Below are 13,481 nucleotides of genomic sequence, written 5' to 3'. Positions count from 1 at the left end.
GCACTCGATGAAAGAACACCTGCAGGAGTTGTTGGTCACCGCGCTCAAGCGCACCCTGGCCGAGACCGGCGCGAACCTTGCGCCCACGATCCAGCTCGACGCGACACGCGACGCGAAGTTCGGCGACTTCCAGACCAATCTGGCCCTGCAGCTCGCCAAGCCGCTGGGCAAGCCGCCGCGCGCCGTCGCCGAGATGCTGCTGCGGCATCTGCCGGAGTCGACGCGCGTCGCCAAGGTGGAGATCGCCGGCCCCGGCTTCATCAACTTCTTTCTGGCGCAGGCGGCGTTGCAATCGGTGGTGTCCGAGGTGCTCGCCCAGGGCGATGCCTACGGCTGCGACCGTTCCGGCAGCAAGGGCCGCATCATGGTTGAGTTCGTCTCGGCGAATCCGACCGGACCCATGCACGTCGGCCACGGCCGCGGCGCCGCCTACGGCGATTCGATGGCGCGGCTGCTCGCGGCGACCGGCTGGACCGTCTGGCGCGAGTATTACATCAACGACGCCGGCCGCCAGGTCGACGTGCTCGCCACCAGCGTGTGGACGCGCTATCTGCAGGCCTGCGGCGAAACGATCGAGGTCGCGCGACGCGGGTATCCGGGCGATTACATCCAGCGCACCGCGGCGGCGCTGCGCGAGCGGCACGGCGAGACTTTCCGCCGGCCGGCGGCCGAGGTGCTGGCCGGTCTGCCGCCCGACCCCGCAGTGCCGGACGGTGCCAGCGAGGCGCAGAAGGACGAGATCAAGGCGCAGCAGGAGCGCTATCTCGATGCGCTGATCGCTCGCGCAAAGACGCTGCTCGGCGACGGTTATGCCGAGATTCGGTCCGCCGCCCTGGCCGACCAGCTCGCGACCATCCGCAAGACGCTCGCCGACTTCAACGTCCACTTCGACCAGTGGACCTCGGAGCAGGCCCTGGTCGACAGCGGTTTCGTCGCCAAGGCGCTGGCGCGGCTCACCGAGCGGGGCCTGACCTACGAGAAGGACGGCGCCCTGTGGATGCGTACCGCAGACTTCGGCGACGAGAAGGACCGCGTGCTGGTCAAGGCCGATGGCGCGGCCACCTATTTCTGCAACGATCTGGCCTATCACATCGACAAGCTGGAGCGGAACTGGCCGGTGCTGATGGACGTCTGGGGCGCGGACCATCACGGCTACATCGCGCGCGTGCGCGCCGCGATCGAGGCGCTGACCGGGCGCAAGGACGCGCTCAACGTGCAGCTCGTCCAGTTCGTCACGCTGTCGAGCGGGCGCATGGGCAAGCGCAGCGGCAACTTCGTCACGCTGCAGGATCTGATCATTGATGCCGGCGCCGACGCGACGCGCTTCTTCTTCCTGATGCGCTCGCACGACCAACACCTGGAATTCGACATCGACCTCGCGCGCTCGCAGTCGAACGACAACCCGGTGTACTACGTGCAGTACGCGCATGCGCGCATCTGCAGCGTGTTCCAGCAACTCGCCGACAAGAACGGGCAATGGGACGCGGACACCGCCAAGCTCACCCTGCACCGCCTGACCAACGAGCACGAAAAGGCGCTGCTCACGCTGCTCGCGCGCTATCCGGAGATGCTCGAACGCGCCGCCGCCGCGTACACACCGCACACGGTGGTGTTCTTCCTCAAGGATCTCGCCGAGGCCTTGCACAGTTACTACAACACACACCGCTTCCTGGTCGAGGATGATCCCGAGCTGCAGGCCGCGCGTCTGGCGTTGATCCGCGCGACCGGCCAGGTGATCCGCAATGGTCTTGCGATTCTCGGCGTCTCCGCGCCGGAGAAGATGTGACGACCATGCCGGACATGGAGCGACTACATGTGACTAGCTCTCACCCCAGCATCCGCATCCGCGGATGGTCCCCCCTCTGCCGCGACGCGGGCAAGGGACACAAACGTCGCCTGCGGCGACAGGCACGTTGATGTCGCGTGACTACGCCCAGCGCAGCCGCAGCAGCGGCCGTCAGGCGCGCGCACGCGGCGCTGCCGTGCGCGCTGGCCTGCCCGGCTGGATCTGGCTGGTGGTCGGCCTTTCCGTCGGTCTGGTCGTCGCCGCCTTCGTCTACATCTCGCGGCCGGTCGAACACAAGACCCTCGTGCGCACCGAGCCCGCCGCGACACCGGCCAAGCCCGACCAGAACGCGCCGATTCCGCTGCCGCCGAAGGAAAAGCCGCGCTTCACCTTCTACGAGATCCTGAAGAACCAGGAAGTGGTCGTGCCCAAGGACGCCGCGCGCGACGCGAACGCCCCGGCCGCCGGCGCCGCGCCGACCGGCGGCGAGCGCTACGTCATCCAAGTGGCCTCGTTCCGCGCGCAGGCCGACGCCGAGCGGCAAAAGGCCAGCCTCGCGCTGATCGGCATCGAATCACGCATCGAAAGCGTGACCATCGACGGCAAGGACACCTACTACCGCGTGCGCATCGGGCCGGAGAACGACTGGCGCAAGGTGCAGTCGACCCTGGCGCGCCTCGACGAGAACGGCATCGAGGCGCTGTTGATCAAGCTGCAGTAGGGCGTACCAGGTGCGCCGGGATCGCCGGCTTTACGCCGCATCCGAGCCGGACCAAACGTAGTCCCGTCCGACTATATGGCCGCCGATGCGCACCGACGGCAAAGCCCCTAACACCGGGCAGACGCAGCTCAACCCAGTAGCTGCTTCGCGATCAGGCGCCGATACACCCCGTCCGGGACCACGCGGCGCAGCGCCAGCAGGCCCTTGGCGTCGGCGCCGACGACGTAGCGCAGCCGCGAAGAGCCGTCGGTCGCGGCCTTCCAGATCGCATCGGCCACGGCTTCGGGGGCGGCGCCCCGGCTCGCCGCCTTGCGCATGCGCCGCATGCCCTTGTCGACGATGGCGTTGTACGCACTCAGGGCGCGGTCGTGGACGAAGTCCGCCGAGCGCTCGTAGAAGTCGGTCTTGATCGCGCCCGGCTCGATCAGCTTGACGCGGATGCAAAGCGGCGCGAGTTCGAAGGCCAGCGCTTCGGTGAAGCCGTCGACCGCCCACTTGGTCGCGTGATACACGCTGTAGAACGGGAAGGTGAGCCGGCCGCCCATGCTGGCGACGTTGATCAGCATGCCCTCGCCCTGCTCGCGAAACTGCGGGATCAGCGCACGGCACATGCGCATCAGGCCGAAGACATTGGTCTCGAACTGGCGCCGGATGCGCGCCTCGTCCATCGACTCGAACGTGCCGACCAGGCCGTAGCCGGCGTTGTTGACCAGAGCGTCGATGCGGCCGAAGCGCTCATTCGCGGCCTTAAGTGCCGAAGCGATCGAATCGGCGTCGGTCACGTCGAGCCGCGTCACCAGCCAGCGGTCGTGCTCGCGCTCGGACTTGGGCGTGCGCATCGTCGCAACCACGTTCCAGCCGCGCGCGAAGAACCGCTCCGCGGTCGCGCGGCCGATGCCGGTGCTGGCGCCGGTGATCAGGATGGTCTTCATGGTCATGCCCCCGTGGTCGATGTCCGGGCAGTATATCGGCCGCAGTCCGGGCGCGGGCATCGCCCACTTCATCGGCCTGTCGCAATCGGCGACTATGCTGGCGCCCTTGTGTTCTTGTTCTGCACTCTACCGCCCGCGATGCTGCTCCGATCCGCCTCACCCTGGAAACGTCCGCTCTCCCGCCGTCGCTTGCTGAGCGGCGGCGCACAGGCCGTCGGCTATCTCGCGCTGGCCCGAGCGCTGAGCGGCTGCGGATCGAGCAGCGATGGCGGCGGCTCGGGCGGCGCCGGTCGGCTCGGCAACATTGGCCCCTTGGGCGAGCCGCTCGACATCGGCATCCGCATTCCCGAGGGCTTCACCGCCCGCGTGATCGCCCAGGCCAATCGCCTCGTGCCCAACACCAACCTGCTGTGGCACACCGACCCGGACGGCGCGGCCACCTACGCCACCGACGACGGCGGCTGGATCTACGTCTCCAACCGCGAATTTCTGCCGGGCGGCGCCAACGCGCTGCGCTTCGATGCCAGCGGCGAAGTCGTCGACGGCTACAACGTGCTGTCGGGACTGGTCTCGCGTATCAACTGCGGCGGCGGCATCACGCCGTGGCGCACCTGGCTGTCCGGCGAGGAATACGAGCTGGGCCTGATCTGGGAGTGCGATCCCTGGGGCCGCGAGCTGGCGCGTCCGCTGCGCGCGCTCGGTACGTTCGCGCACGAGGCGGCCGCGGTGGATCCGCGCACTAACATCGTGTACGAGACCGAGGACGAGTCCGACGGCCGCTTCTACCGCTTCGTGCCCGATGCGCCCAACATCGGCGGCCGCGCCGACCTGTCATCCGGCAGGCTGCAGGTCATGCGTGTGCTGGCGACGCAGGACGAGGTCGATGCGCCCGGCACCTTCGGCCCGCTGCCGGTCGAGTGGCTGGACGTGCCCGACCCGAATCCCGTGCTCGGCGGCGTGCTCACCGGCACCCCGACGCGCCTGCAGGTGCCCGAGAGCACCGCCTTTCGTGGCGGCGAGGGCATCTGGTACCACGACGGCATCGTCTACTTCGGCACCAAGGGCGACCGTCGCATCTGGGCGCACGACCCGCTCGCGCAGACCGTCGAATGCATCTACGACGACGCCATGTTCGCCGAGCCCATCCTCGACTCCGTCGACAACATCGTCATCACGCCCGGTGGCGACATCATCGTCGTCGAGGACAAGTCCGACCCCAGTCAGCAGGCCGTCGCCATCACCCGCGACGGCCGCATCGTCCCGCTGATCGAACTCGTCGGCCAGGACGGCTCCGAAGTCACCGGCCCGGCGTTCTCGCCCGACGGCCGCCACTTCTATTTCAGCTCCCAACGCGGCCCCGGCGCCAACGGCACGACCGGCACCGCCGGCATCACCTACTGCGTCAGCGGGCCCTGGTTCGAACCTTGAGGTCGATACCGAGGGGGTAGAATCGCGTGATGCGACTGCCCTCGTTCGATCCCGCCCCCCTCGTCGGCGCGCTCAATCCTGCGCAACGTGAAGCCGTGATGGCGCCGCCGCAGCACCGGCTGGTGCTCGCCGGCGCCGGATCCGGCAAGACGCGCGTGCTCACGCACCGCGTGGCCTGGCTGATCGCCGCGGAGAACGTCTCGCCCTTGTCGATTCTCGCGGTGACCTTCACCAACAAGGCGGCGGCGGAGATGCGGGCGCGCATCGAGCAGCTCGTGGACGTGCCGATCCGGGCGATGTGGGTGGGCACGTTCCACGGCATCGCCCATCGCATGCTGCGCATGCACTACCGTGAAGCCGATCTGCCGCAGAACTTCCAGATTCTCGACGCCGACGACCAGCTGCGCCTGGTCAAGCGCGTGCTCAAGAACCTCGACCTCGCGGACGACCAGTGGCCGCCGAAGACCGTGGCGGGCTGGATCAACGCGCAGAAGGAAGAAGCGCGGCGCCCGCAGCACTTCAGCGACGAAGGCGACTTCACCCAACGGCAGTTCGTGCGCATCTACAGCGCCTACGAAGAGAGCTGCCGGCGCCAGGGCGTCGTCGATTTCGCCGAATTGCTGCTGCGCGCCTTCGAGCTGACGCGCGACCATGCCGAGATTCAGGCGCACTACCGGCGCCGCTTCCGCCACATCCTCGTCGACGAGTTCCAGGACACCAACACGCTGCAGTACCGCTGGCTGCGCACGCTCGCCGGAGCCGACGGCATCCTGTTCGCCGTCGGCGACGACGACCAGAGCATCTACTCGTGGCGCGGAGCCCGCGTCGAGCACATGATGCGGCTGACGACGGACTTCCCCGGCTGCGAAATCGTCCGGCTGGAGCAGAACTACCGTTCCACCGGGATGATCCTCAGCGCCGCCAACGGGCTGATCGCGCGCAACAGCGCGCGGCTCGGCAAGCAGTTGTGGACCGACAGCGGCGACGGCGAGCCGGTGCAGCTCTACGCCGCCTACAACGAGTACGACGAGGCGGAGTTCGTCGTCAACCGCATCCGCGAGCACGTCGCCGCGGGCCATCGCTACGACGACACCGCCGTGCTCTACCGCATGGGCGCACAGTCGCGCGTGCTCGAGGAGGCGCTGATCCGCGAGCACATCCCCTACCGCATCCATGGCGGCCTGCGCTTCTTCGAACGTCAAGAGATCAAGGATGCACTCGCCTACCTGCGCCTTTTGCACCACCGCGACGACGACACCAGTTTCGAGCGCGTGGTCAACGTGCCGGCGCGCGGCATCGGCAGCACCACGGTGGAAAAGCTGCGCGAATACGCGCGCCGTCACGGCCAATCGTTGTGGGCCGCGGCGCGCGAGGGCGGCGATGCCGTGCTCGGCCGCGCGGCGGCGCGCGTGCGCGAATTCCTCGCCTTGATCGAGTCGATGGCGGCGGAGACCAAGGAGCTGTCGCTGTCGAAGACGACCGAGCGTGTGATCGAGCGTTCCGGTTTGCGCGACCATTACAACAAGGAAAAGGGCGAGCAAGCCGAGGCGCGGCTCGAAAACCTCGACGAACTGATTTCGGCGACGCGCAGCTTCGAGCTGTCGATCGAGCCGCCGGCCGAAGGCCAGCCGGCGCTCGATCCGCTCACCCAGTTTCTGACCCACGCCGCGCTCGAGGCCGGCGAGCAGCAGGCCGGCCCCGGCGAGGACTGCGTGCAACTGATGACCCTGCACGCGGCCAAGGGCCTTGAGTTTCCTGTGGTGTTCATGGTGGGCATGGAGCACGGCCTGTTCCCACACGTGCGCGCGACCGACGAAGGCAAGCTCGACGAGGAGCGCCGCCTGTGTTACGTCGGCATCACGCGCGCACGCCAGTGCCTCTACATGAGCTATGCCGAGCGGCGCCGGCTGCACGGTGTCGAACAGCTCTGTGTGCCCTCGCAGTTCCTGCGCGAGATCCCGCACCACGTCATGGTCGAGCTGCGTCCACGCGCGCACGTCGTGCGCCAAGCGTTCGCGCCGGGCGCGCACGGGCCCTACCGCCGCGAATGGGGCACGCCGGCGCCTTCGCACACGCCGCTGCCGGAGAGCCTGCGCCAGTCCCAGGGTCCCCAGGGCCTGGCGCTGGGTCAGCGCGTGCGCCATGCAAGATTTGGCGAGGGCACCATCCTGCAGTTCGATGGCGACGGCGAGCGGATGCGCGTCGAGGTCCGCTTCCAGGCCGCCGGCACCAAATGGCTGATGCTGTCGGTGGCCAATCTGCAACCGGCATGACCGACGACGCATGACCGGCTTTCCGTCCGAGGCCTTCGTCGCGCTGGTGCTGGGCCTTGCGCTGCTGTTGCGCTCGATGTTCCGCAGGCGTCGCCCACGCATCGTCGCCGCCGAACCCGACGGCTGGCGCGAGCGACTCGATGCCCTGGTGCCGCAGGCCGCGCTGGTGCCACCCGCACTGCGCCCGCGCTATCTCGACGCGGTCGGCCGCTTCCTGCGCGAGAAGCGCTTCGTCGGCTGCAACGGCCTGGTCGTCGTCGACGACATGCGCATCGCCGTCGCCGGCCTGGCCTGCCTGCTGCTGCTGCGCGAAGGCGCCAAGCTCTTCCCCCTGGTGCACTCGGTGCTGCTGTATCCGGATCGCTTCTACGTGCGCGTGGATACGCCGGACGAGCTCGGCCTGGTCAGCGACGAGCCGGTCGAACAGATCGGCGAGTCCTGGACCGGGGATCGCGTGATCCTGTCGTGGACCGATGTGCAGGCGGCGTTGGACGGCGATGCGGTGAACGTCGTGCTGCACGAGTTCGCGCACCAGCTCGACGACGAGAACCCCGCAACCGAAGGCGCGCCGGCGATGCGCGACTACACGCGCTGGTCGGCCGTCATGGCGCGCGAGTTCGAGCGCCTGCAGCGCCATCGGCGGCCGCCGGTGCTCGACCCCTACGGCGCCCAGAGTCCGGGCGAGTTCTTCGGCGTCGCCACCGAGGCGTTCTTCCAGCGCGGCCCGGAGCTCGCGCGTCACCATGGCGAGCTGTACGCGCTGCTGCGCGACTACTACCGCGTGGACACCGCGCAGCGGCCGCTGTGGCCGCGGCGCTCGGCCGAGGCTTGCGCAGACGCCACCCCTTGACGAATCACCCTGAGCGCGCGAAGCCGAGCTTGCACGCGGCGGCTACAGGGTCTTGAGGTATTCGATGATCGCGCGCCGCTCCGCTTCGGTGAGCACGTCCGAGAACGTGTGCCCGCCGTTGCCGTTGCCGAGGATGCGAGTGTCGTAGACCAGGCGCTTGTCGACGGCACCGGGCACAGGATCAGGGATGTTGACCAGCCCGGTCCAGCTCACCAGGCCGTTGAGGAAGTTCTGTGTCATCTGCACCAGCGACGGCCCCTGGTCATCGACGGGATTGCAGTTGGCGATGGCGCTGCCGGGAATCTCGGTGCAGTCCAGGACGCGGTGCTTCCACCCGACCGCCTGCTGGTCGAAGGCCGCGCCGAAGCGCTGGTCGAAGCCCTTGATGCCCTGATCCTCCTGCAACTGGCGCTGCCAGATCGCCGGGCGCTTGGATGAATCGAGCACCTGTTCGAGCGTCGGCACCGAGCCGTTGTGGAAGTACGGCGCGGTGGCCCAGACGCCGTACAGCGGCGGCGCCTGATAGCCGATCACGGTCTTTTCCCAGCCACAGGCGCCCATCGGCCGCAGCGCGAGCGGATACATGTCATCGAGCAGCTCGGTGAGCGGATCCTTGTCCTCGGGCGCGACGTAGTCGGCGGCGGCGTCGTTGTAGCCCCAGAAGGTCGTGTCCCAGCGCTCGCGCAGGGTTGGCGTGAGCATGTCGGAGCGCGCCGGATCGGTGCCGATGACCGCAAGCGGCACGATGTGCGCGGCCACGCCTTCGAGCGCGGGCGTCTGCAGGTAGGCCGGGTCGTTGACGTAGCGCGGCGAGTAGGCGCCGTGACAGCTCGCGCAGGAACCATTGCCGCCGAGCGGCCGCGGCGCGTCGGCATTGCCCGGCTCGGCCCACAGGTCTTTGGTGTGGAACAGCACGGCCCCTTGCTCGGCGAGCGCGGTGTCGATGGTCCCCGGCCATGCGGGCGAACGCAGCGACAGGAAGAAGGCTTCGAGATCCTGGTCGTACTGCTCGATGCGCGTGCGGTACGCCTCGCCGCTGGCCGAGACCAGCTCCTCGAACTCGCCCGGTCCCGCGGCCATGATGATGCGCGTCGAGTCGTTGGAGACGCCGGCGTCGAAGAACTTGCGTGGCCGCGAGCCCATGTTCCACCACGGCGGCGTGTCCTGGGTGTGCGCGAGCGGATGGGCGATGTCGATCACGCCGGTGACACCGACGACGGTCTTGAGCGGGTTCGGGTTCAGGCCCAGCGAATCCAGATCGAGCACGGTGACGAGGAACTCGAAGGCGCCGACGGCGTTGTTCTGGCCGCGCTGCTTGATGCCGATGTTGAACAGCGCATCGATCGACAGCGGCGGCAGCAGCGTCGAGACGTAGGTGCCGGCGAACGGCGAGGCGTCCTGTCCAGAGATCACCACGTCATAGTTGTTGTTGCCCAGCCCCAGGTTTTCCAGCGTCAGCAGATGCTCGCCGATTGCCGGTTCCCCGATCTGGCCGCCATGGCACTGGAAGCAGGCCGCGGTACCGATCTCGCCGGTCCAGCGGCCGTTCTCGTCCTTGAGCTGGCGCAGCCCCAGCGGCAGCCGGCCCGAACCGCCGTTGGTCGCGTTGGGATCCTCGCCGGGCAGCGGATACGGATTGTAAAAAGGCGCGTAGTTGAGGCCGTAGCGCAGCGTGTAGAGCTGATCGAAGTTATCCGGGCGGCCGGGCAGGCCCCACTTCCGCCAGGTGTTGTTGTACTCCTCGGCGCTCATCGCGCCGACCGGCAGCTCGTCGATCAGGAACGCCAGGCCGCGGTCACGGCGCGCGCGGTACTCGCCGCAGGTTTTCGCCTGCCGTTCGGCCTCGGGCATGTGGGCGTGGCAGTCTTCCCAGTAGGCATTGAAGAACACCGCGCGATCGGTCGCGATCGTGCCGGGCTGCACCAGCGTGCGCGGATCGGCCGGCAGCACGGCGCTGTCGTCCTTGCCTTCGCAGTAACTCGCCCAGACGTGCTGGGCCCGCTTGCTCCCGAGTAGCGGCGCCTCCTCGGCCACCGGCCCGCCGCCAGCGCCATCGAGGCAGCCGGCCGGCTGCTCGAAGCAGCCGAGCATGATCGCCATGTCCCGATAGGCGTCCGAGCCCTGCGGCCACGGCGCACCGCCGCTGTGACTGCGCGCATCGCGGCCCGAGGCCATCAGCAGGATGCGCGATTCCGGATTGTTGCCGCCCAGCGCCTCCCAGGAGGCACGCAGTAGTGCATAGTCGTTGCCGGGCCGCTGGCCGAGCATGAACCGACGGCCGTCCTCGACGTCGGCGACCCCGCCCGGCACGTGGCAGGTGCGGCAGAACGCCAGTCGCGGCTCGATGCGCTGGGCGTAGAAATCCTCGAGGCCGCGGAGGTCGCCGCCGCCGGGCGAGGGTCCGGCGTTGCCGCCGCCGGTGCTGCCGCTGTAGTCCCCGGAGCACGCTGCGAGCAGCCCCAGAGACAGCAGGCCGGCCATGCCACGTGCACCTCGCTGCATCCGAGTCTCGTCCATGTCCCGACTCCTCCCAGGGCACCGTACCTTAGCCCCCGCCGCCGCGGCGATCTACTCGGATTGCGCGCGGCGTCCGCGTGAGCGCAAGTGCAGGCTCAACCGAAGAAAATCGACGACGGCCGGCGCCACCGAGGCGAGCCTGCTCAAGATTGGACCCCAGGCTTCGACGCAGGCCCTGAGTCTCGATATAGTCGGCACCGGCCATCGCACGGTGGCCAGCCGATCGAACGTCTACCGGAGGAGAACGAACCGATGAGCGCCGCATCGACGCCACGCACGCCGCTGGCGTGTATTTATGACTGGGAACGACGGTGTCCGGACACCGTGCACTTCACCCAGCCGGTCGGTGGCGGCAACGTCGTCGAGTACACCTGGAAGCAGGCGGTGGACCAGGCGCGGCGCATCGCTGCGTATTTGCAGTCGCTGAACTTCCCGCCCAAGAGCCAGATCGCGATCCTCGGCAAGAACAGCGCGCACTGGATCATCGCCGACTGGGCGATCTGGATGGCCGGGCACGTCACCGTGCCGCTGTACCCGACGCTCGCCGCCGACACCGTGCGCTACATCCTCGAACACAGCGAATCCAAGCTGCTGTTCGTCGGCAAGCTGGACGGCTGGGCGGCGATGAAGCCGGGCGTGCCCAAGGACCTGCCGGTGGTGACGCTGCCGCTGGCGCCGCCGACCGAAGGCGAGCAATGGGACGACATCCTCGCACGCACGGCGCCGCTGCAAGGCAACCCCGATCGCGATCTCGACGAGATGGCGACCATCGTCTACACCTCGGGCAGCACCGGCCAGCCCAAGGGCGTGATGCAGAGCTTCCGCTCGTTCTACGTCTGCGGCACCAAGATGGTCGACATCATGCCGTCGAAGCCCGATGACCGCATGATTTCCTATCTGCCGCTCGCGCACGTCGCCGAGCGCATCGTCGTCGAGACGCAGTCGACCTACCACGGCTTCCACGTGTTCTTCGCCGAGTCGCTGGAGACCTTCCTCGATGACCTCAAGCGTGCGCGGCCGACGATCTTCTTCTCGGTGCCGCGGCTGTGGACCAAGTTTCAGCTCGGCGTAGAAGCCAAGCTGCCGAAGAAGAAACAAGAGATCCTGTTCCGCATCCCCATCCTCGGGCGCAGGGTCAAGCGCAAGATTCTCGAAGGCCTGGGCCTGGATCACGTGCGCATTGGTCTCACCGGCGCGGCGCCGCTGCCGCCGCCAACCATCGCCTGGTACCGCAGCCTCGGCCTCGAATTGCTCGAAGCCTACGGCATGACCGAGAACATGGCCTATTCGCACTTCTCCCGGCCCAACGCGGCGCGCATCGGTTACGTCGGCCAGGCCAATGTCGGCGTCGAATGCCGCATCGACCCGGAAACGCGCGAGGTGCTGGTCAAGAGCCCTGGACAAATGATGGGCTACTTCAAGGAACCGCAGAAGACCGCCGAGTGCTACACCGCAGACGGTTTCTTTAAGACCGGCGACATGGGCGAGATCGACAGCGAAGGCCGCCTGCGCATCACCGGCCGCGTCAAGGAGCTGTTCAAGACCTCCAAGGGGAAGTACGTCGCGCCAGTGCCGATCGAGAACAAGCTCGGTGCGCATCCCAAGGTCGAAGCGGTCTGTGTCGGCGGCGCCAATCAACCGGCGACTTTCGCGCTGATGCTGCTCGCCGAGGATGCGCGCAAAGCCGCCGCCAATGACGCCGATTATCGCGCGGCGCTCGAGGGCGAGCTCAAAACCCTGATCGACGAGGTGAACGCCGGACTCGACCCGCACGAGCAGCTCGCCTTCGCCGTGGTCGTGAAGGAGCCGTGGACCATCGACAACGGCGCGCTGACGCCGACGATGAAGATCCGCCGCAACGTCATCGAGGAACGCACCGCGCCCAAGATCGACGGCTGGTTCGCGGCGCGCAAGGCGGTGATCTGGGACGCCTGACGCGATGCCGGCTGGCTTACGCGACGGAGTGTGGCCACGCAATAAGCGGGAGCACGCAGCACACATCGATCAGACCATGGGGGGGAGAACCATGCGCATCGGTCTGGTGGTCGATTCATCCTGCGATCTGCCGCAGGCGTTCATTGGGCAGCACGGCATCGTCATTCTGCCGATCACGGTCGAGGTCGATGGCCGCGCGATCGTCGACACGCGCGACGAGGACACCACACGGCAGTTCTGTCGCGAGCATCTGGCCGCGCGGCGCGACGCACGCACAGTGCCGTGCTCGCAGGCGCAGGTGCAGGAGCTGATCCTCACTCGGCTCGTCCGCGATTTCGACTACGTGTTCTGCATCACCATCGCCTCGAGCCGCAGCCCGATCCACGACAACGCCCAGCGCGCAGTCGCCGAGGCGATCCTGCATCACAAAGCAGCGCGCCAGCAGGCCGGGCACACGACGCCGTTCGCGATGCGCGTGGTCGACAGCGAGAACGCCTTCGCCGGCGAAGGCCTGATCGCCGCGGTCGCGGCGCAGCGCATCGCCCAGGGCGCCGGCATGATCGCCATCCGAGACGAGCTGCGTGCACTGATTCCGCAGGTGCACGCCTACATGCTGCCGCGCGACCTGCAGTATCTGCGTATGCGCGCCCATGCGCGCGGCGACCGCTCGGTAAGCTGGATGCGGGCAGCGCTCGGCAATGCGCTCGACATCAAGCCGCTGGTCAAGGGGTATCGCAACCAGACCTTCCCGTGCGCGAAGCTGCGCAACTTCGACAGCGGCGCCGAGCGGCTCTTCAACTACGCGGCACGCCACGTCCAGAACGGTCTGCTCGCGCCGGTGCTGACCGTCTGTTACGCCGGTGAGCTCAAGGACCTGTTCAGCCTGCCCGGCTACTCGCATCTGGCGATGACCTGCGCCAAGCACGGCGTGCAACTGCTCAGCAGCATGATGAGCATGTCCGGCGCCGCCAATGTGGGCGACGGCGCACTCGGGCTCGCGTTCGCCGACGTCGAGCACGAGTTCGACGGCTGATCGGCG

The 13,481-nt window shown here is 68.0% G+C and carries 9 protein-coding genes; 7 read left to right on the top strand and 2 right to left on the bottom strand.

Annotated features, from left to right (window positions below; all coding sequences use genetic code 11):
- The first annotated feature begins 7 nt into the window (after positions 1-7).
- Together argS and ABSH63_RS07735 are read left to right on the top strand one after the other, a co-directional pair.
- Positions 8-1,786 (top strand): arginine--tRNA ligase, encoded by a 1,779-nt coding sequence (argS, locus tag ABSH63_RS07740; protein WP_352888769.1) that lies wholly within the window; start codon positions 8-10, stop codon positions 1,784-1,786.
- 130 nt (positions 1,787-1,916) lie between these two features.
- Complete coding sequence (locus ABSH63_RS07735; protein ID WP_352888768.1) at positions 1,917-2,507, top strand: SPOR domain-containing protein; 591 nt, start codon at positions 1,917-1,919, stop codon at positions 2,505-2,507.
- A gap of 128 nt (positions 2,508-2,635) precedes the next feature.
- On the opposite strand, the gene ABSH63_RS07730 is transcribed toward ABSH63_RS07735, so the two are convergent.
- Positions 2,636-3,439 (bottom strand): SDR family oxidoreductase, encoded by an 804-nt coding sequence (locus ABSH63_RS07730; protein WP_352888767.1) that lies wholly within the window; start codon positions 3,437-3,439, stop codon positions 2,636-2,638.
- Positions 3,440-3,577: 138 nt separating this feature from the next.
- Here ABSH63_RS07730 and ABSH63_RS07725 point away from each other — a divergent pair, with 138 nt between their 5' ends.
- Genes ABSH63_RS07725 through ABSH63_RS07715 form a run of 3 tightly spaced genes read left to right on the top strand, consistent with a single transcriptional unit; the run spans position 3,578 to position 7,990 of the window.
- Positions 3,578-4,867: an alkaline phosphatase PhoX gene (locus ABSH63_RS07725; protein WP_352888766.1), complete on the top strand. Its 1,290-nt coding sequence runs from the start codon at positions 3,578-3,580 to the stop codon at positions 4,865-4,867.
- A gap of 29 nt (positions 4,868-4,896) precedes the next feature.
- Positions 4,897-7,140 (top strand): DNA helicase II, encoded by a 2,244-nt coding sequence (gene uvrD, locus ABSH63_RS07720; protein WP_352888765.1) that lies wholly within the window; start codon positions 4,897-4,899, stop codon positions 7,138-7,140.
- Positions 7,141-7,150: 10 nt separating this feature from the next.
- Entirely contained in the window at positions 7,151-7,990 is an 840-nt protein-coding gene (locus ABSH63_RS07715) for a M90 family metallopeptidase (RefSeq protein WP_352888764.1), read from the top strand.
- Between the two features lie 42 nt (positions 7,991-8,032).
- Here the strand turns inward: ABSH63_RS07715 and roxC are convergent, their stop codons facing one another.
- Positions 8,033-10,507 carry a putative rubber dioxygenase RoxC gene (roxC, locus tag ABSH63_RS07710; protein ID WP_352888763.1) on the bottom strand — a complete coding sequence of 825 codons (2,475 nt, stop codon included), beginning with the start codon at positions 10,505-10,507 and terminating at the stop codon, positions 8,033-8,035.
- A gap of 252 nt (positions 10,508-10,759) precedes the next feature.
- On the opposite strand from roxC, the gene ABSH63_RS07705 reads away from it, so the two are divergent.
- Positions 10,760-12,442 carry an AMP-binding protein gene (locus ABSH63_RS07705; RefSeq protein ID WP_352888762.1) on the top strand — a complete coding sequence of 561 codons (1,683 nt, stop codon included), beginning with the start codon at positions 10,760-10,762 and terminating at the stop codon, positions 12,440-12,442.
- A gap of 91 nt (positions 12,443-12,533) precedes the next feature.
- Positions 12,534-13,475, top strand: coding sequence for a DegV family protein (locus ABSH63_RS07700; RefSeq protein WP_352888761.1), 942 nt, complete (start codon positions 12,534-12,536; stop codon positions 13,473-13,475).
- Positions 13,476-13,481: the final 6 nt, after the last annotated feature.

Origin of the sequence: Sinimarinibacterium thermocellulolyticum, assembly GCF_040327995.1 — a bacterium.
In the GTDB taxonomy this organism is placed as follows: Bacteria; Pseudomonadota; Gammaproteobacteria; order Nevskiales; family Nevskiaceae; genus Solimonas; species Solimonas thermocellulolyticum.
This window is presented reverse-complemented; position numbering and strand designations above follow the sequence as displayed.